At 68.4% G+C, this 20,254-nt stretch carries 16 protein-coding genes; 11 read left to right on the top strand and 5 right to left on the bottom strand.

Going from position 1 to position 20,254, the window contains the following annotated elements; genetic code table 11:
- The first annotated feature begins 135 nt into the window (after positions 1-135).
- The 3 genes from AB0E63_RS19500 to AB0E63_RS19490 all read left to right on the top strand — a co-directional run bounded on the left by AB0E63_RS19500 (position 136) and on the right by AB0E63_RS19490 (position 4,404).
- Entirely contained in the window at positions 136-2,058 is a 1,923-nt protein-coding gene (locus tag AB0E63_RS19500) for an ABC transporter ATP-binding protein (RefSeq protein WP_360367816.1), read from the top strand.
- An 89-nt stretch (positions 2,059-2,147) separates the two neighbouring features.
- The gene (locus AB0E63_RS19495; protein ID WP_360367654.1) at positions 2,148-3,479 is read left to right on the top strand and encodes a hypothetical protein; all 1,332 of its coding nucleotides are present in this window, start codon (positions 2,148-2,150) and stop codon (positions 3,477-3,479) included.
- The gene (locus tag AB0E63_RS19490) at positions 3,406-4,404 is read left to right on the top strand and encodes a nucleoside hydrolase (protein WP_360367651.1); all 999 of its coding nucleotides are present in this window, start codon (positions 3,406-3,408) and stop codon (positions 4,402-4,404) included. The genes AB0E63_RS19495 and AB0E63_RS19490 overlap by 74 nt, the downstream gene beginning before the upstream one ends.
- A 36-nt stretch (positions 4,405-4,440) precedes the next feature.
- Here AB0E63_RS19490 and AB0E63_RS19485 read toward each other — a convergent pair whose 3' ends face one another.
- A complete protein-coding gene (locus AB0E63_RS19485) occupies positions 4,441-5,067 on the bottom strand; it encodes a hypothetical protein (RefSeq protein WP_360367648.1) in 627 nt (208 codons plus the stop codon).
- Positions 5,068-5,220: 153 nt separating this feature from the next.
- On the opposite strand from AB0E63_RS19485, the gene AB0E63_RS19480 reads away from it, so the two are divergent.
- Together AB0E63_RS19480 and AB0E63_RS19475 are read left to right on the top strand one after the other, a co-directional pair.
- Positions 5,221-7,275 (top strand): sensor histidine kinase, encoded by a 2,055-nt coding sequence (locus AB0E63_RS19480; RefSeq protein WP_360367645.1) that lies wholly within the window; start codon positions 5,221-5,223, stop codon positions 7,273-7,275.
- The gene (locus tag AB0E63_RS19475; protein ID WP_360367642.1) at positions 7,268-7,918 is read left to right on the top strand and encodes a response regulator transcription factor; all 651 of its coding nucleotides are present in this window, start codon (positions 7,268-7,270) and stop codon (positions 7,916-7,918) included. Before AB0E63_RS19480 ends, AB0E63_RS19475 begins: the two co-directional genes overlap by 8 nt.
- A 37-nt stretch (positions 7,919-7,955) precedes the next feature.
- On the opposite strand, the gene AB0E63_RS19470 is transcribed toward AB0E63_RS19475, so the two are convergent.
- Positions 7,956-9,149: a M20 family metallopeptidase gene (locus AB0E63_RS19470; RefSeq protein ID WP_360367639.1), complete on the bottom strand. Its 1,194-nt coding sequence runs from the start codon at positions 9,147-9,149 to the stop codon at positions 7,956-7,958.
- 76 nt (positions 9,150-9,225) lie between these two features.
- Complete coding sequence (locus tag AB0E63_RS19465) at positions 9,226-10,146, bottom strand: 5'-3' exonuclease H3TH domain-containing protein (protein ID WP_360367813.1); 921 nt, start codon at positions 10,144-10,146, stop codon at positions 9,226-9,228.
- A 71-nt stretch (positions 10,147-10,217) separates the two neighbouring features.
- Here AB0E63_RS19465 and AB0E63_RS19460 point away from each other — a divergent pair, with 71 nt between their 5' ends.
- Positions 10,218-10,658: an Lrp/AsnC family transcriptional regulator gene (locus AB0E63_RS19460; protein WP_360367636.1), complete on the top strand. Its 441-nt coding sequence runs from the start codon at positions 10,218-10,220 to the stop codon at positions 10,656-10,658.
- A 298-nt stretch (positions 10,659-10,956) separates the two neighbouring features.
- Positions 10,957-11,622 carry an HAD family hydrolase gene (locus AB0E63_RS19455; protein ID WP_360367633.1) on the top strand — a complete coding sequence of 222 codons (666 nt, stop codon included), beginning with the start codon at positions 10,957-10,959 and terminating at the stop codon, positions 11,620-11,622.
- Between the two features lie 200 nt (positions 11,623-11,822).
- Here AB0E63_RS19455 and AB0E63_RS19450 read toward each other — a convergent pair whose 3' ends face one another.
- Entirely contained in the window at positions 11,823-13,496 is a 1,674-nt protein-coding gene (locus AB0E63_RS19450) for a hypothetical protein (protein ID WP_360367630.1), read from the bottom strand.
- A gap of 163 nt (positions 13,497-13,659) precedes the next feature.
- Positions 13,660-15,129 (bottom strand): lysine 2,3-aminomutase, encoded by a 1,470-nt coding sequence (locus AB0E63_RS19445; RefSeq protein WP_360367627.1) that lies wholly within the window; start codon positions 15,127-15,129, stop codon positions 13,660-13,662.
- 145 nt (positions 15,130-15,274) lie between these two features.
- Between AB0E63_RS19445 and AB0E63_RS19440 the strand changes: the two genes are divergently transcribed.
- Genes AB0E63_RS19440 through AB0E63_RS19425 form a run of 4 tightly spaced genes read left to right on the top strand, consistent with a single transcriptional unit; the run spans position 15,275 to position 20,237 of the window.
- Positions 15,275-16,318: an L-erythro-3,5-diaminohexanoate dehydrogenase gene (locus AB0E63_RS19440; protein WP_360367624.1), complete on the top strand. Its 1,044-nt coding sequence runs from the start codon at positions 15,275-15,277 to the stop codon at positions 16,316-16,318.
- A 3-nt stretch (positions 16,319-16,321) separates the two neighbouring features.
- Positions 16,322-17,905 (top strand): amidohydrolase, encoded by a 1,584-nt coding sequence (locus AB0E63_RS19435; RefSeq protein WP_360367621.1) that lies wholly within the window; start codon positions 16,322-16,324, stop codon positions 17,903-17,905.
- Positions 17,902-19,470, top strand: a complete 1,569-nt coding sequence (locus tag AB0E63_RS19430) for a lysine 5,6-aminomutase subunit alpha (protein ID WP_360367618.1) — start codon at positions 17,902-17,904, stop codon at positions 19,468-19,470. The genes AB0E63_RS19435 and AB0E63_RS19430 overlap by 4 nt, the downstream gene beginning before the upstream one ends.
- Positions 19,467-20,237, top strand: a complete 771-nt coding sequence (locus AB0E63_RS19425; RefSeq protein ID WP_360367615.1) for an OAM dimerization domain-containing protein — start codon at positions 19,467-19,469, stop codon at positions 20,235-20,237. The genes AB0E63_RS19430 and AB0E63_RS19425 overlap by 4 nt, the downstream gene beginning before the upstream one ends.
- The last annotated feature ends 17 nt before the right edge of the window (positions 20,238-20,254 follow it).

Below are 20,254 nucleotides of genomic sequence, written 5' to 3'. Positions count from 1 at the left end.
ACGCCGCCGGCTTCTCCCAACGGTCAGGGACCGTCGGCCGAGGGTAGCAGTACGACGAAGACCGTGAAGGCGACCGAGCGGCCGACGACCGGCCGTGCGTTCGGCCCACCCGGCGGGATCCCGGGCGACAAGTCGATGAACTTCCTGCCGTCGGCGAAGCGGCTGCTCGGCCGGCTGCGACCGCGCGCGTTGCAGGTGGGTGTCGTGATCATGCTCGCCGTCGGCAGCGTCACGCTGTCGGTGCTCGGGCCGAAGATCCTCGGCCGCGCGACCGACATCATCTTCGCCGGCGCGATCGGCAAGCAGTTCCCGAGCGGCATGAGCAGGGAGCAGGTGATCGAGCAGACCCGGGCGGCCGGCAACGGACGGCTCGCGGACCTGCTCGGCGGGATCGACCTGATCCCGGGCGTCGGCATCGATTTCGATGCCCTCCGCAACGTCCTGCTGGGAGTCATGGCGCTGTACGTCGGCGCGTTCTTCCTGTCCTGGATGCAGGGCTACATCCTGAACGGCGTGGTCCAGCGGACGATCCTGGACCTGCGGTCCGAGGTCGAGGCCAAGCTGAACCGGCTGCCGCTGAGCTACTTCGACGGCGCGCCCCGCGGTGAGCTGCTCAGCCGGGTGACCAACGACATCGACAACATCTCGACCAGCCTGCAGCAGACGCTGAGCCAGTTGCTCACGTCCCTGCTCACGGTGGTCGGCGTGGTGACGATGATGTTCGTGATCTCGCCGGTGCTGGCCCTGATCGCGCTCGTCACGATCCCGATCTCGATGGTCCTGACCGCGGCGATCGCCAAGCGGTCGCAGGTCCGGTTCGTCGCCCAATGGCGTCATACCGGCGCCTTGAACGGCCAGATCGAGGAGGCGTTCACCGGGCACGAGCTGGTGAAGGTCTTCGGCCGGCAGAAGGAGATCGAGGCGAGCTTCGCGCAGAAGAACGAGGAGCTGTACCAGGCCGCGTTCGGCGCGCAGTTCATCTCCGGACTGATCATGCCGCTGATGATGTTCATCGGGAACGTCAACTACGTGGTCATCGCGGTTCTGGGTGGTCTGCGGGTGGCGTCCGGCACGTTGTCGCTGGGTGATGTCCAGGCCTTCATCCAGTACTCGCGGCAGTTCACCCAGCCGCTGACGCAGGTGGCCTCGATGGCCAACCTGCTGCAGTCCGGGGTCGCCTCGGCCGAGCGGGTCTTCGAGGTGCTGGACGCCGAGGAGCAGGTGCCGGACGACGCGACACCGGAGAAGGTCACCGATGCGCGTGGACGGGTCGAGTTCGAGCACGTGTCGTTCTCGTACGACCCGGAGAAGCCGCTGATCACCGACCTGAGCCTGGTCGCCGAGCCCGGCCAGACGGTCGCGATCGTCGGCCCGACCGGAGCCGGCAAGACCACGCTGGTCAACCTGGTCATGCGGTTCTACGAGCTGAACGGCGGCCGGATCACGCTCGACGGTGTCGACATCACCGAGCTGACCCGGCACGACCTGCGGTCGCGGATCGGCATGGTGCTGCAGGACACCTGGCTGTTCGGCGGCACGATCCGGGACAACATCCTCTACGGCAACCTGAACGCCACCGAGGACGACATGCTGGCCGCGGCCAAGGCGACGTACGTCGACCGGTTCGTGCACAGCCTGCCGGACGGGTACGACACGGTGATCGACGAGGAAGGCAGCAACGTCAGCGCCGGTGAGAAGCAGCTGCTGACCATCGCACGAGCGTTCCTGGCCGACCCGCAACTGCTGATCCTCGACGAGGCCACCAGCTCGGTCGACACCCGCACGGAGGTCCTGGTCCAACGAGCGATGGCGGCTCTCCGCTCCGACCGTACGAGCTTCGTGATCGCGCACCGCCTGTCCACCATCCGTGACGCCGACCTCATCCTCGTCATGGAGAACGGCTCCATCGTCGAACAGGGAACTCACACCGAGCTCCTGACCGCCGACGGCGCCTACGCCCGCCTCTACAACGCCCAATTCAGCGGCGCAGTAGCAGGCATAGACGAAGAACCCCCCGCCATCCCCACCCCAGTAGGAGCCCCAGCCGCCCGCCGCTAACTCAAGGAAGGGGACGCCAAACCGGCGTCCCCTTCCATCCCTGTGGATAACTTCCGCGGCGTCGTCGCCGAATATGAGCTACTTGATGCATGGCGACCGAACCCGCAGAATCCGTCCGCGCACGAGGCACCGCGGCTGCTCACCGGGTGGCCACCAAGCTGGGGATCGCCGGCCACGACGACATTCAGACATTGCGCGACGCCTACCTCGTTGCGTACGAGTTTCCGGCGCCGCTGATGGTCAGGATCGCTGACGACATGCTTGCCGATCTGCGTGCTGATGTCGGCTCACGCCGTACCGGCCGCGTCGTCGCACTCGGCCGCGACGGACACAGTCTCGCGCTGGCAATGACCAGACTCGACAGTCGGTTCGTCCGTCGGCATGTCTCGAACCTTGTCTTGTCCAGGGCACTTGTCGAGAACGCCCTCCAGGATCTGGAGAACCACCAGGGTCTGAAGTTTCCCCAGGTCCACGGCTATCGGCGCGTGGCACCGCGGGTGGATCCAGCGGACACGATCGGTGGATTCCGGGTGCTGAGCGACTACCTGCAGGCACATCAGGTGCCAGTCGGCGCGCCGCACAGCCGGGTTACGGTGTTCGACACCAGCTTCAAGGGGACGGTGCAGGAGCTTCTCGCGGCGGCGTACCCGGAAACGACCTTCACCGGGCGGTACGCGTTCTTCGGCGAATCACCGCACGATCCGCATCCGGGCAGCAAGAAGGGCTACGAGGTTCATCTGAACGCCTCGGAGACGCGGCAGGGCCGTCCGTTCTACGACCTCCCCGCCGAGGAGTCGAAGACCTTCGCACATCAGCTCGCGCTCAACAGTGTCGAAGAGCTGCTCGACGGTCCGATGACGAGTCCGGTGCGGCTCCGCGCCAACGGTCCAGCCCAGACCGGGCAACGCAACGAGCCGGCTCTGCTCGTGGGCCTGAGCCAAGGACTCGTCTCGCCACGACTTCGGCAGTTGCGGGTGCGTGAGGGTGTGAAGGTGGTGAATCTCCTCGCGGTCGCGGACTGCGCGCAGCACGCGGCCTCGCTCCGGGACTCCGGCGGGGACTACCGTCGAGGGCTGGAGGCCGGTGCTCAGCGATACCGCACCGAGATTCGAGCCTGGATCGGCGGCGGCGAAACCGATCCTCGGCTCAAGGAGTTTCTCGACTCGTTCGTCCACCGAGCCGACAAGCAGCACGCGGAGCTCCTCCAACGAACGCTGGAGGGCGCACGGGTGACCGCGGGGGACAGCGCTCCGATCTGGGCTGCGTACGACCGTTGCGCCAGCGACGACGACAAGCGGGTGTTCGTACAGAATGTTCTCAACTCAGCACAAACAGGCGGAGGTATGCATGGGCGGCAGCCGGAGCGAAGGGGATCCGACCAGCGACTGGCTGGCGCTCGTTGGGCTGAGCGAGAGTCATGAGGAGCTCGGTGACCTCGCCGACGCGCTGACGTCGGGTGGGCCACCGCCGCCGGTCGGACGGTCGCCGATCGCCCGTGCGCCAATGATCATTGACACGGACATTGGTGGGGATCCTGATGACACCGTGGCCCTGGTGGTGGCGGCTCGGCGGGTGCCGGAGCTGGCGCTTGTGATCACCAGTGATGAGTACGGCGGGGAGCGGGCTCGGTTTGCGCGGTATCTGCTGGATCTGGTGGGGAGGCGGGATGTGAAGGTGGTTGCCGGGTCGGATCTTGGGAACAGCCGGTTGTACTTCGTCGACGGGCTGTTTCCGGCCGACGTACCGAAGCAGTCGGATGATGTGGTCTCGGCCGTGGTGGACGTGTGCGGGTCGGTGTCGGGGCGGATTCGGTGGGTGGGGATGGGGCCGTTGTCGAATCTGGCGACGCTGCAGGCGGAGCGGCCGGACTTGGTGGCGCGGCTGGTGGTCACGCAGATGGGTGGGGCGATCAAGTACCGCGATCCGTCGCGGGCGGAGCACAACTTCCGGGTGGATCCGGAGGCGGCGATCCGGATGCTGCCCGCGCTCGAACCGTGGCTTCCCACGCTGGTCGTCTCCGATGTCACGTTCAGCGAGGCCATGGAGATCACGGCCGATTCACCGATCTACCAGCGGTGGACCCACCCGGGCGCGCCGCCGTGGGCGAAGATCCTCCAGTCGCACCTCGACCGCTGGATGGAGCGCTACCCGGGCTCGATGCAGCACGACGCCCTCACCCTCGCGGCGGCGACTCTTTGGCCGGGCATCAGATTCGCTCGGGAGCGGGTTGCCCTCGACTCCATCGCACGGATGAGCCGCAGCGACCAAGGCACCGAGATCATCATGTCCATCAGCGCGGACTACAGCACCTTCATGACCTGGCTCGATTCCGCCCTGCACCGCTGAGGCCGGGCGCCACCCGCAGTGGGTGGCGCCCGTGTCTCAGATCTTCGGTAAGACGAGGTGCGGCCGGAGTGCGAGCAGGACACCCAAGGTCGCGTACCCGATCAGGAGATGCGTCCCGCCGATCCAGCGGGAAGCTCCGTCACCGAAGACGACCATCGACGGCACGGTCACGATCGCCCAGCTCTCCGCGACCAGCGGCCACCAGCGCAGTACGCCGCGCCAGCGTCCGGCTACCGCGATCTTCACCGCGATCACCGCCATACCGATCATCGACAACGGCCAGCAGATGTCCATCGGGACCAGCCACGTCGCGTCCTGCAGGTTCGATGGGAGTACGCCGTGCAGCAGCGACCAGACGCTGGCGATCCCGAGGATCACCGCCTCCACCTTCAGCAGTACGGTCGAGTTCCCAGTGGCACGGGTCTTGAACTGGATCGCCAGCAAGCAGAACACGCCGAGCTGGAACGCGAGCCCGGTCAGGTCCCCGATCCGCTCCGGCACTCCTTCGGTCACCGTGGTGAACGCGAAGATACTCGCGGCCCACGCCAGCGTCCCGGCCGTCAGACCAAGACCGAGCCGGCGAATCGTGCGTTCGGCCGGACCGGCCGTCACCTGAGGCTGCGGCGCCACATCGGTGCGGGCCCTAGCAGGTGTTGTAGTCATTGCGGTTCCTCCCCCTGAGGTGTGTCTCATGGCTCCGAGTCTTCGGGCCCGGCCGACCCGCCGGACAGGGTCCGCAGTCCCTCGAGGTGTCCCGTCGTACGACGGGACAGTTGACCCGGGACGGCGGGACACACTTTGGGTGACAATGCAGCGGTGGGGGAGGACGCACGGAGGGGATGGGGGCCGGCTGCACTCGGGGCAGTCGCGCTCCTGCTGTCCGTCGCGACAGTCGTCCTCGATGTGCGCAACGGCACCGACATTCCAGCCGCGGCCGAGCTCGACGCGGGGTGGACCGCCGTCCTGTCCGGACTGGCTCAAGTCATTCCCGGCCTGCTCCTGCTGCGTCGTCTCCCGCGACACCCCATCGCCTGGATCCTGACCGGATCCGGTCTGCTGTGGATCGTCGACGGGTTCGCCTCGAGCTGGGCGACGTACGCGATCTACACGTCTCCCGGCCTGCCCGGCGCCTCAGCGGCGTACTGGTTCTACTCGCGCTTCGGAGCGTTCCTCCTACTCGGGCTGCCGCTGCTCATCCTGCTGTTCCCGGACGGCCGGCTGCCCACGGCGAGACTGTGGCGCGGCCTGTCGATCGCCAGCCTCGCGCTCACCACCCTGCTTCCGCTGCTGTTGCTCGTCGCACCGATCGACGTGATGGAGCGCTATCAGTCCGCCGCGCTCCCGCCCGAGATCCGGCAACTGAACCTCGACCCGATTAGCCTCGACCTGCCGTACAACGTGTGGGCCGCGCTGCTCCGTGTCGCGTACGCCGCTGTGATCGTCAGCCTGGTCGTACCGTTCGCCGTGACCGTCCATCGCTATCGCGCGGCCGAGCGGGAGCGACGCGCGCAGATCCGCTGGCTCATGTGGGCGGCCCTGGTCGACCTGATCGTGCTCGTCGTACCGCTCGAGAATCCACCCGCGGTGTCGGCGCTCCTGTTCGCCCTCTCCATCGCGCTGACCTCGGCCGCGATCGTCTTCGCGGTCACGAAACACCGCCTGTACGCCGTGGATCGGTTGCTCTCGGCCACCTTCCTGTACGGCGTCCTCGCGGTCCTCGTGGTCGGCGTCGACCTGGCCGTGTTCGCCGTAGCCGGTGGTGTGCTCGGCGAGCGGGATGCGGCGCTGGTCGCGATCGCGGTCGTCGCCGTGGTCTACGCGCCACTGCGGAGCCGGCTCTGGCAGTGGGTACGACGGCTCGTCCGCGGCTCCCGTGATGATCCGTACGCGACCATGTCCGCCTTGGCCGAACGGCTGGAGTCGGCCGCCGACCCGGACGAGCAGTTGCATGCCGTCGCCCGCACGGTGGCGGAGGCGTTCCGGCTGCCGTACGTACGGGTCGAGGTCGAGCGGTCCGGTGGAGGGTTGGCGATCGTGGAGCACGGCCGGGAGGTGGGCCCGACTCATGCGTTGTCGGTCGGTTATCGCGGTGAGTCGGTCGGTCGCCTGGTGTTCTGCCCGGGCGGTGGTACGGCGTTGTCCGACCGGGACCAGCGACTGCTGGGTGACCTGGTCAGGCAAGCCGCCGCGGCGGCGCGGGCGAGTGAGCTGAGCACCGAGTTGCAGCAGGGCCGCAGCCGCTTGGTCGCGGCGCGCGAGGAGGAGCGGCGGCGGCTCCGGCGCGACCTGCACGACAGCCTCGGCCCGAGCCTCGGAGCGGTGGCTCTGCGCATCGAGACCGCCCGGAACCTGGCGAAATCCGCGCCGGCCGAGGCGGATCGCATGCTGGATCAGGCGACGACGGAGGTCGCGGCTGCGCTCGCCGACGTACGGCGGTTGGTTCATGATCTACGGCCTCCCGCGCTGGACGAGCTCGGCTTGGTACGCGCGATCGAGCAGCAGGCCGAGCGGTTCCGGCTGAGTGGATTGGCGGTGTCGGTCGACGCGGATACGCTCGGCGCGTTGCCGGCCGGCGTCGAGGTCGCAGCGTTCCGGATCGCCTCGGAGGCGTTGACGAATGTCGCCCGGCACGCGGCGGCCTCGCGGTGCGACATCGCGCTGCATTTGGCCGGGACGGCGCTTGAGTTGTCCGTCAGCGATGACGGCCTCGGGATCGGCCCGGACGTGCAGGCGGGCGTGGGGATGCTGTCGGTGCGGGAACGAGCCGCCGAGCTCGGGGGAGTCTGTAGTGTCACGTGTCCGGCCGGCGGTGGCACCGTCGTACGTGTCAGGTTGCCGCTGGACGCCGTACCGGAGGATGTTCATGGGTGAGGCTGTGCGGGTGCTGCTGGCGGATGACCATCCCGTCTACCGCGACGGGCTGGCCGCCTTGCTGGGGTCGCTGGACGGCGTCGAGGTCGTCGGTACGGCGGCCGACGGGGTCGAGGCCGTGGATCGCGCACGGGACCTGCAGCCGGATGTCGTGGTGATGGACGTGCAGATGCCGCGGCTGGACGGCATCGAGGCGACCCGGGCGATCACCGCGGACAGTCCGCACATCGGCGTCGTCGTACTCACGATGGCCGAAGAGGATCAGACGCTGTTCGCCGCCATGCGGGCCGGTGCGCGCGGGTACCTGCTGAAGGGCGCGAACCAGGCCGAGATCGTCCGCGCGATCACCGCGGTTGCCCAGGGCGAGGCGATCTTCGGACCGGCGATCGCCCGCCGCGTCGCCGAGTTCTTCGCCGCGGCGCCCGTCGCCTTGGCCGGCAGCCCGTTCCCCCAGCTCACCACCCGCGAGCACGAGATCCTCGCGCTGGTCGCGGCCGGCCACTCGAACGCCCAGATCGCCACCGAGCTCTACCTGTCCCCGAAGACCGTCCGCAACAACGTCTCGAACATCTTCGCCAAACTCCACGTCGCCGACCGCGCCGAAGCCATCATCCAAGCCCGCAACGCCGGCCTCGGCCGCTGAGCCCAGGGTTCCTTGGCCGGGTTCCTGGGCCCGGCCCCTAGGTCCGGGCGATGCGGCGTACGGCGAGTTCGGCGAGGAGGGCGGCGGCGTCGGGGAGGATGGCGTCGTCGAAGTCGGCCAAGGGGGAGTGGTTGTCGGCGGCGGCGTCGGGGTGGGGGTTGCGGCAGGCGCTGAGGTTGAGGTAGACGCCCGGGACCTCCTGCAGGAGGTAGGACATGTCTTCGGCGCCGCACCTCGGATTGGGGCGCTCGCGGAACCTGTCGGGGCCGAAGAGGTCGACGATCGTCGACCGGGCGAACTCGTACTCCGTGGCGTCGTTGACCGTCACCGGGTAGCCGATCTGGTAGTCCACCTCCGCGGTGAGGCCGTGCGCGGTCGCCAGCGCCTCGACCAGTTGCACCGACGCCTGCTGTACCTTTGCGCGGGCCTCGGCGGAGAACGTCCGTACCGTCGCGTCGAAGAACGCGTCGTCCGGGATGATGTTCTCCTTCGTCCCACCCGCGATCCGCCCGACCGTGAGGACGACCGGGTCGAACACGTCGAACTGCCGCGTCACCATGGTCTGCAACGCACCGACCATCTCGCAGAGCACCGGGATCGGGTCCTTGCCGCGGTACGGGATCGATCCGTGTGTCCCGGCTCCGACGACCCGCACGTGCAACTGGTCGGCCGCGGCCATGAACGAGCCGGGCCGGCTGCTCCACATCCCCAACGGCTGGCCCGCGGACCCGACGTGCAGACCGTAGGCGGCATCCGCCCGACGTCCGGCCGCATCCAGCACACCTTCGCGGATCATGATCGGTGCGCCGCCGCTGGTCTCCTCGCCGGGCTGGAACATGAACACCACGTCGCCGGCCAGCTCGGCCTGCAGCGAGGAGAGGATCTTGGCCGCGCCGACGAGTCCCGCGACATGGAGATCGTGGCCGCAGGCATGCATCATCCCGGGATGCTGCGACACGTACGGTACGTCGACCCGCTCGGTCACCGGCAGCGCGTCCATGTCGCCACGCAGCAGTACGACGGGACCCGGTCCGCGACCACCCCGTAGTACGGCGGTGACCGAGGAGAGCTCCTTGCCGAGAGTGATCTCCAGGGGCAGACCCTCCAGCGCGTCGAGGATGAGGCGCTGGCTCTTGGGCAGCTCGAGGTCGTACTCCGGAACCTGGTGCAGCGCGCGGCGGAGCGTGACGATCTCGTCGCGGAACTGCTCGGCGAGCTCGCGGGTGCTCATCCACGTCCTCGCTTCGCTCCGGGCGCGGATGAGACACGAGATGCGCTGTGCTTGATGATGAACTCGCTTCGCTCGTTCATGCCTTCGGTCCCAGGTTGAGCGCGGACATGACCCGCTGGGCGCTGCCGCCGAGCTCGAGCAGCTCGACCAGGTCCAGCCAGCGCTCCGGGTCCTTCACCTCGTGCGGGATCGTCGGGTCGAAGGTGCCGACCGGCGCGTCCTTGGCGACCGCGACGACCTTCGGGGCGACGTCGAGGTAGTCGGCCGCCTCCAGGATCTTCCGCTTCACCGACGCCGACATCGGCGTACTCGCGTCTGCGGCGGCCGCGCGGATCGCGTCCAGATCGCCGTACGCCGTGACGAGTGAGGCGGCCGTCTTCTCGCCGATGCCCTTCACCCCGGGCAGTCCGTCGGAGGCGTCACCACGGAGGGTGGCGAAGTCGGCGTACCGGTTCGCGGGGATGTCGTACTTGACGAGCAGCGCCTTCTCGTCGTACACCTCGGCCCGGCCGACGCCGCGCGCGGCGGTGTATACGACGCGGATGCCGCGGCTGTCGTCGATCAGCTGGAACAGGTCGCGGTCGCCGGTGACCACGTCCACGGGCATCGTCGCCTGGTGCGAGAGCGTGCCGATCACGTCGTCGGCCTCGTGGTCGGGCGCGCCCACGATGGCGATACCGAGTGCCTCGAGGCAGGCGCGGATGTAGGGCACCTGGACCTCGAGTCGGTCCGGGACGTCCTCGACCTGCTCACCCTTCGGCGTGACGAACTCGACCCGCTGCGCCTTGTACGACGGGATCAGGGCGACCCGCCAGGACGGGCGCCAGTTGTCGTCCCAGCAGGCGACCAGGTGGGTCGGCCGGTGGTTCTCGGTCAGGCGGGCGATGAAGTCTAGGAGTCCGCGGATCGCGTTGGTCGGCGTACCGTCGGCGGCCTTCATCGTGTCCGGCACGCCGAAGAACGCGCGGAAGTAGAGCGACGCGGTGTCGAGCAGCATCAGCCGCTGTCCTGTCTCAGCCATGGGGCGATGCTTTCATGCCACGGCGTCGCGGCAGTAGGGTCGCCAGAATGGAGGACCTGGACCGCAAAATTGTCGGGCTGCTCGCCAGCGACGGCAGGATGAGTTTCACCGACCTCGGCAAGGCCACCGGCCTGTCCACGTCGGCGGTGCACCAGCGGGTGAAGCGGCTGGAGCAGCGCGGCATCATCCAGGGGTACGCGGCGAAGGTCGACCACACCGCCCTCGACCTCCCGCTGACCGCCCTGATCTCGATCCGCCCGATCGACCCGTCCCAGCCGGACGACTCACCCGAACGCCTCCGCGAGGTCCCCGAGATCGAGTCCTGCTACTCGGTAGCCGGCGACTCCAGCTACATCCTCGTCGTCCGCGTGGCGTCCCCCGCGGCCCTCGAAAACCTCCTGGCGATCATCCGAGCCCGAGCCAACGTCTCCACCACCACCACAATCGTCCTCAGCACCCCCTACGAACGCCGCCCACCAGCCTTCTAACCACACCGGCCAAAGGACACCGCCTTCGGCGGCGACAGCTCCTTCGGCCGTCAGTTCGCGGATCGGTCGCACGGCCTGAGGTGGTCGGCGAGGGCCATGTGGTCGGGCGGTCAGGCTGTTGAGGACGTGCATGTGTGGCGGTGGGTGAGGCCGGCAGACGATGGGTGCGGCGGCGTCTCCGATGGCTGGTTTCCGACCGCGGGGCTGATTCGCATGCGGACGGTTTGCGGTAAGTAGTTTGCGGTGAGAGGCGGTTTTGTTCCGCAAAGCGACATTGGGGCCGGGATAGGGTCGGCGTGTGCGCAGAGTCCTTTTGAGTGATCTGTTCAGCACTCTGGTTCCTGATGGTGAGGCCGAGCGGGATGTGATCCATGCACAGATGGCTCGGGTGTTGGGGGTCGACCCTGTGGCGTTCGCTCGGGAGTTCGAGGCGACCTCGCGGGAGCGGTTCGTCGGCGCGTACGGCGACCTGCCGAACACGATCCGGGTGATCAGCCGCCGCGCCGGCGGCGACCCGACGGACGAACAGGTGCAGCGGGCAACGAACGTCCGGCAGGGCCTGTCCCGCCGGCTGGTGGACGCCGTACCGGCCGGCACACTCGTCGCCTTGGCCGGGCTGAGATCGGCCGGTTGGCGGATTGGGCTGGTCAGCAACATCACCGCCCACACCGAGCTCCAGTGGCCGGCGAGTCCGCTTCCGCCGTACTTCGATGCGACGGCGTTCTCCACCCAGGTCGGCGCGGCCAAGCCGGATCCGAAGATCTACCTCGCCGCCTGCACCGCGCTCGAAGTACCGCCAGCCTCATGTGTGTACGTCGGTGACGGACGCGACAACGAGCTTCAGGCGGCGGCCGCGCTCGGTATGTACGCGATCCGGACGACGGAGCACTCGGACAGCGATCCGAGCTGGACCGGCCCGACGGTTTCGTCGTTCACCGAGCTGCCCGCCCTGCTCGGGGTGTGATCAGACCACCTCGAGCGAGGACGGCGTCGGGGCCGATCTGGAGGCGGGTGCCTTGGGGGAGGGTGAGGAGGTCGACGCCGCCGGTGGTGATGTTCTCGCCTGGTTCGCCGGGCTTGACGTCGTACCCGTGGTGTCGGAGCTCGTCGTGGATCTCTGACTGGATCAGGCCCGGATCACGCCTCCTCCGGTCGAGCTGCTGTTCAGTATCCGCCGGCGTCGATGAGTTGGGACTCGAAGGAGAGGAGGGTGATCTTGCCTGCGCCCTTGGCGGGGACCAGGAGGACGGCGTCGTGCAGGGTGGTTCGGGTGAGGGCGTTCTGGTACTTGACGGTGGCGGGGCTGAAACCGATGGGATCACCGCTGGACCAGTTGAAGCTGTAGTTGGTGCCGATGTCGAGCTTGAAGTCTTCGGTGACTGTGGCGAAGACGAGGGCCGCACCCGACTTGGTGACGAAGGCGGTCGGCGGGGTCGCGATGGTGAACTGGTCGCTGACGTGCTGGTAGATCTTCGGCTGCTTGGCCGCGGTCGAATGCCAGTCGGCGACGGTCGCGAGAAGCTTGGTGACGTCGGCGTTCGGAGTGAACGACGCGGCACGCGGGGACTTCGCACCCACCGTCAGGTACTCGGCGAGTGCCGTCGAGGCGGCCTGGGGTGCGGCGGCCAGCCTCTTCGCGTCGGCGTTCGTGACCGGATGCAGACCGGTGATGTCCGGGACCTTCGCCGCGGCTGCGGGAGCGGCGGCGAAGGTGAGCATCCACGGGCTGCCCGCGGTGGTGCGTTCCCAGACGCCGAGGTAGCGGTAGTCCTTGGTGTCGGAGATGCCCGCGGACACGACGAAGTGCATCGGGTACGTGCCGTAGTTCGGTGCCCCGACCACGGGCTTGGTGTACGTGAACGGCTTGATCAGGTCCTTGCCGGACTTGTCCAGCGTTCGGCTGATGGCGTAGCCGGCCTGGCTCTCGCGGACGACGGTCCCGGCCTCGATGGTCGCGATGAGCTTGTCGTCGCGGCGGCGGTTGGCGGCGTTGTTGACCTCGTTGTAGTGCTTGACGACGGCGGCCGCGGTCTCGTTGCTGACCGCCGGGCGGGTGAGGCTCTCGACGGTGTCCCGCTGCGGGATCGCCGAGCAGCCGGTGACGAGGCTCAGCGCCACCCCGATCACCGCAACCCGCCGCACCGACCCAGTAGGAGCCTGGGTAGGTGGCCCTTGAACAGGTTGTCCGTGAACATACGGTGCGAACACCGGCTGCGGTGAGGTGGGGCGACGTCGCCGGAACAGGAGCAGCAAGATGCCAATGGCAACCAAGAGCAGGCCGGCCACGAAGACACCCAGCGCGGTGAGGAATGCGTGCGGGATCTCGATCCCGAGGTCGACCTGAACGTCCGGCGCGGTCTTCCCATCCGCGCTCATAACAACCACGTCGTACGGCCCATCGCTGATCGGCCACGCGATCGACTGACTGCCGGTGCCGTTCGCCTTCGCGACCCACCAGTCGAGCGTCGCCGGCGCGGTGAGCGGACCGGCGGCGCCCTTCTTCTCCTGGGTGGTCAGCGCGATCGGGTACTGCACCTGAACCAGCGACGTGTGCGCGAAGCCCTTGAGATAGCTGGCGACATCGAAGTCCCGGGCGACGCCGACGAAGATCGGCTTGCCGTCGCTGGACCGGGCCTCGACATGCAGTACCGGTCCGTGCCGATCCAGGAGATCGGGGGAGCTGGCGATCGCGAGCCCCTTGCTGGTGAGGTGCTGATCACCCGACTTGACCGTGTCGTCCGGGCCGATCAGCCAGAACGCGGCCGCGGCGCCGGCCAGACCGACGAGCAGGCCGATGAGGGCAAGCAGGACACCAAGGACAGAGCGGACGACCCGCACGCAGACTCCCGAGATCTCGGCATGCCCCAGACATGCCGAACGATTGACGACGGAAGACTAGCGGCCACCCGGTGCACCGGAGCATCAGGTTGCAGCAGGCAACAAGAGAAGGCCTCCGGTGCCACCCCCTGCATTGGTGGCACCGAAGGCGGATCGGGGCGGGTTAGTTGATCTCGAGCAGTGTCTGGGCCTCGGCGGCGGTGCGGGAGGCGGCGGCGCGCTTCTCGGCCTCGGCCAGCGAGGTGCCGGCGTGCTGCTTCCACCACTCCTGGCCCTCGGCCGGAAGCGAGTCGATCGGGTCGTAGTACTCGTACGTGCGGTTCAGCGCCTCGGGGTCCTGCTGCTCGATGCCGGTGCGGTAGTTCTTCTTCCAGTACGAGATGCCGCGGACCTCGTCGTACTCCGACAACTGGTGCACCCATCGCTTGCCGACGTACGGGACGTCGCAGACGATGCGCGGGGTAGCGAAGCCGGGGAGGTAGCCGAGGATGCCGTGCTGCAGGTGCTGCGCGTCCTTCACCGACACCCGCCAGTGCTCGGAGAACGGGATCATGTCGCACATGTAGAAGTAGTACGGCGTGATCGTCGCGCCATCGAGCAACGCGAAGCACAGGTCCAGCAGCTGCGGCACCGAGTCGTTCACGCCGCGCATCAGCACACCCTGGTTGCGGACGTCACGCAGACCGGCCTCGAACATCGCCTTCGTTGCCTCGGCCACCAATGGCGTCACCGACTGGGCGGCGTTGACGTGCGTGTGCATCGCGATCATCACGCCTCGCTGCCGGCCGAGCTGAGCAACCCGCTCGACCCCGGCCCGGACGTCGTCCGACAGCCAGTGCTGCGGCATCCCCATCAGCGCCTTGGTCGCCAGCCGGATGTCGCGGATGTTCTCGATCTCCAGCAGGCTCGTCAGGAACGCCTCGAGGCGCGGCCAGGGCATGTTCGCCACGTCGCCACCGGACACGACGACGTCCCGGACTCCCGGCGTACGGCGCAGGTAGTCGAGCATGTCGTCGAGCCGGGCCTGCGGCTTCGCGACGAACTTCAGCTTCTCGATGACGGGAGTCGAGTTCCCGACCAGGTCCATCCGCGTGCAGTGACCGCAGTACTGCGGGCACGTCGGCAGGATCTCCGCGAGGACCTTGGTCGGGTATCGGTGGGTCAACCCCTCCGTGGCCCACATCTCGTGCTCGTGCAACGAGTCCCGGGTTGCGTGCGGGTGGGACGGCCAGTCGGCACGACGATCGCTGAACACCGGCAGCATGTAGCGGCGGACCGGGTCGGCGTAGAACGCTTCCGTGTAATCAGGAGCGCCCTGAGGAACGATCGTGTTGAGCATCTGCGGCGGCAGCAGCATCGACATCGTCGCCCGCTCGGCCTGGTCGCGGGTCAGGTCCTCGTAGACCCGTTCCTCGAGCAGATCGCCCATCACGTCACGCAACTGCTTGACGTTCTTCACACAGTGCGACCGCTGCCACTGCACCGAGCGCCACTCCTCGGCGGTGACGTTCTTCCACCCGGGGAGACGGGTCCAATCCGGCTCCACCAGCTCGGCCCGTCGGTACGCGTACGGCTGGCCGGCCAGGTCGGCAGGCTCCGGTACGGCGACATCAGGGCTGATCAAGTCAGTCATGCGGGCTCCGAAGGGGCTTCAGTGGTGATGCGGTCACATGTGAGGATAGCGATAGAACTTCCCTTAGATCCAACAGTATGCCGCAAGAATTCTCGTCACATCGCACTATCAGTAGTATTTTGCCTGACCGCAACGAGGAGGATCCGTGTCATCCAGCCCGGTAGGACTGCATCGCGTACTCGCGCCGTCCGGCGTGTTGCCGCAGGCGGCGGACAAGCTCGACGCGCGGGCCGAGATCTGGCCCGACGAGGTCCGGATCGCGGTCGAGCGACTGAATCTGGACGCCGCGTCGTACCGCCAGCTCGCCGAAACGCACGGCGGTGACGGTACGGCGATCCGCCGAGCGGTCCTCGACATCGTCGCGACCCGCGGCAAGATGCAGAACCCGGTCACCGGCTCCGGCGGCATGCTCGTCGGCGTGGTCGACGAGGCCGGTCCGGAGTCACCCCTCGGCGTCCGCAAGGGCGACCGCGTCGCCACGCTCGTCTCGCTCACGCTGACGCCGCTGCAGATCACCGACGAGCTCGCGAGCTGGGACGGCAGGAGCGAGCAGGTTCCGGCGCAAGGCCACGCGATCCTGTTCGCCCGCTCGATCGTCGCCAAGCTGCCTGACGACCTGAAGCCCGAGCTGTCGCTGGCCGTCATGGACGTCTGTGGCGCACCCGCCCTGACCGCTCGCGTGGTTCGCCAGTATGTCGACAAAGGCATAAAGCCTGTCGTGTCAGTTATTGGCGGCGCAGGCAAATCGGGGTCGCTGTCGCTGGCCGCGGCACGGGCTGCCGGAGCCGCGCGCACGATCGGGATCGTCCCCGTGCAGGCCGAGGTGGAGCGTCTCACTACTGCGGGGATCGCCGACGCGGTCACCTTGGCCGATGCCCGTGATCCGGTGGCGCTGGCGAAGGCGGTCGAGGAGGCCGGCGGACCGGCGGACATCACCGTTGTCTGCGTCGACGTACCGGGCTGTGAGCACGGAGCCGTCCTCTCGACGGCGGCCGGCGGCACGGTGATCTTCTTCTCGATGGCCACGTCGTTCTCCGCCGCGGCACTCGGTGCGGAAGGTCTCGCGGCCGACGTGACGATGCTGGTCGGCAACGGGTACGTGCCTGGTCACGCGGACTACGCGCTGGAGCTCTTGCGAGCCGAGCCGGGTGTCCGCGGACTGTTCGAGAGCAGGCTGGCGGAGGATTAGTTCGTGCGCACACTTCTGACGAACGGTTCCGTCTACTCACCCGTCGACCCTCACGCCACCGCGATCGCCTTCGACGACGGCGTGGTGACCTGGCTCGGTGACGACACCGGCGCGGGCTCGTACGCCGACGGCGCCGACGAGGTGGTCGACCTCGACGGCAAGCTGGTCACGCCGGCCTTCGTCGACGCTCACGTCCACACCGCGCAGACCGGCGCGCTGCTGACTGGGCTCGACCTCGCCGGCACGACCTCGTTGACCGAAGCCCTCGATCGCCTCGCCGCCTTCGCGCGGACTCTTCCGGCGGACGCGGTGATCGACGGCGCCGGCTGGGACGAGACGAGGTGGCCCGAGGGCCGCCCGCCGACGGCCGACGAGCTGGATCGCGCGGCCGACGGTCGCCGGGTGTACCTGTCCCGGATCGACGGGCACTCCGGGGTCATCTCGTCAGCTCTGGTCCCGGCGGCGAAGGGCGACGGTTACGACCCGAGTGGCCGCGTGGAGCGCGACGCGCATCACGCCGTCCGGGACGCGCTGAGCGAGCTGATCGGGCCGGAGCAGCGGCGCACGGACATCGAGGCCGCCCTCAAAGCGATGGCGTCGAAGGGGATCGGAGCCTTCCATGAGATGGCGGCTCCGCACATCGGGCCGTTGTGGGAACTTCCGCTGGTCCGCGAGATCGCACAGCAGGTCGGGCTGTCCGCGACGCTCTACTGGGGTGAGCCCGGTGTCTTCGAGCACATCGCGACGTACGACCTCGCGGGTCTCGCCGGTGACCTGAACGCCGACGGCGCGCTGGGCTCGCGGACGGCGGCGCTGCGGGAGACGTACGCCGATCGCTCGGACCACCGTGGTCACGCCTACCTGACGCCCGAGCAGATCGCCGAGCACGTGATCGCCTGCACCGAGCGGAACGTCCAGGCCGGCTTCCACTGCATCGGCGACCAGGCCCTCGACAACATCGCCCGCGGCTTCGACCTCGCCGCCGAGAAGGTTGGGGCCCAGGCGCTCGTCGCCGCGCGGCACCGGCTGGAACACGTCGAGATGGTCGACGAGGCAACGATCGCGACCCTCGCCCGGTACGGCGTCGTCGCCAGTGTGCAGCCGATGTTCGACGCGCTGTGGGGCGGGCCGGACGGGATGTACGCCGAGCGGGTGGGCGACCGGTGGCAGGGGATGAACCCGTTCGGTTCGCTCGCCCGGGCCGGCGTCGTACTGGCGTTCGGTTCGGACGCACCGGTCACCGAGCTCGGTGGCTGGGAGGCAGTGCGGGCGGCCGCATTCCACCACGAGAAGTCCGAGCGGGTGACCGTTCGGGCCGCGTTCCAGGCGCACACCCGGGGTGGCTGGCGGGCGGCCGGGATCGATGACGCCGGTGTCCTCGCGCCGAGCACGGCAGCGACGTACGCGATCTGGGAGAGCGACGCGAACCTGGTCGTGCAGACGCCGGACTCACGCGTTGCGGCGTGGTCGACGGACCCGCGCGCCGGGGTGCCCGTGCTGCCGGACCTGAGCGAGGGCGTCCCCACTTGTTTGCGAACCGCCGTCGGCGGCCGCGTGGTTTATGAAGCAGAAGGATGGTCGCTGTGACGCGTGCGGTGAAGAAGCTTGATCTTGATCCGGTGACCGTCCGGAAGGCGCGGAGCCTGGCCCGCAAGGCCGGGCGGCCGATCGTCAACCTGGCCCGGCAGCACACGACGGTGTCGGTCGAGCGAGCGGTACTGCGGTTGGCCGGGCTGTCCGGCGCGGACACGGAAGGGATCCCGTGGGTCAACCGGCTAGCGGACACCGTCCGTGCGGACGTCGGGCTGGAGCACGGGTTCGCCCTGCCGGTCTGGGACGCGCTGGTGCGCGGCCAGGCGGAGGACCTGGGCGTCCTGGCGCAGAAGGCGGCCTCAGGGTCCGTGACGTTCCGGCTGCCCGAGGGGCGGGACGCCGTCCGAGCGCGGGCGGCGGCACGGAAGGCGGCGGCCGCCGGGTTGAAGAAGGTCGACGGGCGGCGGCGCGAGCGCGACCGGATGATCAAGCGGTACGGCGACCCGGAACAGCGGCCGTGGATCTACCTGATCGTTGCCACCGGCGACATCTACGAGGACATCCCGCAGGCCCAGGCGGCGGCGCGGGCGGGCGCGGACGTCATCGCGGTGATCCGGTCGACCGGGCAGTCGTTGCTGGACTACGTTCCGGAAGGCGCGACCCGCGAGGGCTTCGCCGGGACCTATGCGACGCAGGAGAACTTCCGGCTGATGCGGGCGGCGCTGGACGAGTCGTCGAAGGAACTCGGGCGCTACATCCGGCTGACGAACTACGCGTCCGGGCTGTGCATGCCGGAGATCGCGACGCTGGCCGGGCTCCAGCGGCTGGACATGATGCTGAACGACTCGATGTACGGGATCCTGTTCCGCGACATCAACCCGATCCGCACGTTCGTCGACCAGCGGTTCAGCCGGCAGATCCACGCCCGGGCCGGGATCATCATCAACACCGGCGAGGACAACTACCTGACCACCGCCGACGCGGTCGAGGCCGCCCACACGGTGACGGTGTCGCAACTGCTGAACGAGTACTTCGCCAAGGAGGCCGGGCTGGAGGACTGGCAGCTCGGGCTCGGGCACGCGTTCGAGATCAACCCGGACCTGCCGGACTCGTTCCGGCTCGAACTGGCGCACGCGATGCTCGCCCGGCAGCTGTTCCCGGACGCGCCGCTGAAGTGGATGCCGCCGACGCGGCACATGACCGGCGACGTGTTCCGCGGGTACCTGCTGGACGGCTTCTTCAACCTGGCCGGGGCGATGACCGGGCAGGGCATCCTGCTGGTCGGCATGATGACCGAGGCGGTCGTGACGCCGTGGATCTCCGACCGCGATCTGGCCCTGCAGAACGTCCGCTACGTTCTGGGTGCCGCAGGCAACCTTCATGAGGACTTCCGGCCGGCTCCGGACGGCTTCATCGCGTCCCGCGCCCGGCAGGTGCTGGGGGAGTCGGTGGAGCTCCTCGAGGAGATCGTCGACGACGGCCTGCTGAACGCGATCGGCGACGGGACCTTCGGACTGATGAAGCGCCCGCAGGACGCCGGGCGCGGTCTGGACGGAGTGGCTCGCAGGTCCTCCGAGTACTACAACCCGGCGATCGAGCTGTTGGAGGAGGACCAGTGAGCATCATCCGGCCGTACGGCGACACCACGGGTGACGGCATGGTGCAGCTGTCGTTCACGCTGCCGATCCCGCACGACAAGCGGGCCGAGGGCGCCGCCGTCCAGCTCGCGAACAAGATGGGCATGGACCCGGCCCTCGTCGTCCACGCCAAGGCGATGGGTCCGGACTTCACCTTCTTCGTGGTCTACGGGCCGGTGAACCACCTGGTCGACACCGACAAGGTCGAAGTGATCGAGCGCGACTACCCGCTGCTGTCGCCGAAGGAGGTGAACCTCTCGATCCGCAAGACGCTGCGCCGCCGGCTGACCATCGTCGGTGCGTGTATCGGCACCGACGCGCACACCGTCGGCATCGACGCGATCATGAACATCAAGGGGTTCGCGGGGGAGAAGGGCCTGGAGTACTACCGCGAGCTCAAGGTGGTGAACCTCGGCGCGCAGGTCGCCGTACCGGAGCTGGTCCGGCGGGCCAAGGCGGAGAAGGCGGACGCGATCCTGGTGTCACAGGTGGTGACCCAGCGGGAGGCGCACGTACTGAACACCAAGGAGATGTCGGCCGCCTTCCGGGAGGCGTACGCCGAGGACGCCCGGCCGGTGTTGGTTGCCGGCGGCCCCCGTTTCACCGAGCAGATGGCCGGCGAGCTCGGTGTGGACCGGGTGTTCGGCCGCGGAACGACGCCTGGCGAGGTGGCCAGCTATCTGGTCGACGCACTCGTGACGAAGCGGATCCCGCACAGGCTGCGCACACTTGAGAAGACGGGGGCATAAAAGGTGTCAAAGGCAAC

It is taken from the genome of Kribbella sp. NPDC026596 (genome assembly GCF_040638415.1).
Classification (GTDB): domain Bacteria; phylum Actinomycetota; class Actinomycetes; order Propionibacteriales; family Kribbellaceae; genus Kribbella.
Note: the sequence above shows the minus strand (reverse complement) of the source record. Positions and strands in the feature narration are given on the sequence as shown.

Excerpts from the sequence above, each read along its gene's own strand:
- AB0E63_RS19500 (WP_360367816.1), top strand. The coding sequence starts at position 136 with ATGAACTTCCTGCCGTCGGCGAAGCGGCTGCTCGGCCGGCTGCGACCG.
- AB0E63_RS19495 (WP_360367654.1), top strand. The coding sequence starts at position 2,148 with ATGGCGACCGAACCCGCAGAATCCGTCCGCGCACGAGGCACCGCGGCT.
- AB0E63_RS19490 (WP_360367651.1), top strand. The coding sequence starts at position 3,406 with ATGGGCGGCAGCCGGAGCGAAGGGGATCCGACCAGCGACTGGCTGGCG.
- AB0E63_RS19485 (WP_360367648.1), bottom strand. The coding sequence starts at position 5,067 with ATGACTACAACACCTGCTAGGGCCCGCACCGATGTGGCGCCGCAGCCT.
- AB0E63_RS19475 (WP_360367642.1), top strand. The coding sequence starts at position 7,268 with ATGGGTGAGGCTGTGCGGGTGCTGCTGGCGGATGACCATCCCGTCTAC.
- AB0E63_RS19470 (WP_360367639.1), bottom strand. The coding sequence starts at position 9,149 with ATGAGCACCCGCGAGCTCGCCGAGCAGTTCCGCGACGAGATCGTCACG.
- AB0E63_RS19465 (WP_360367813.1), bottom strand. The coding sequence starts at position 10,146 with ATGCTGCTCGACACCGCGTCGCTCTACTTCCGCGCGTTCTTCGGCGTG.
- AB0E63_RS19460 (WP_360367636.1), top strand. The coding sequence starts at position 10,218 with ATGGAGGACCTGGACCGCAAAATTGTCGGGCTGCTCGCCAGCGACGGC.
- AB0E63_RS19445 (WP_360367627.1), bottom strand. The coding sequence starts at position 15,129 with ATGACTGACTTGATCAGCCCTGATGTCGCCGTACCGGAGCCTGCCGAC.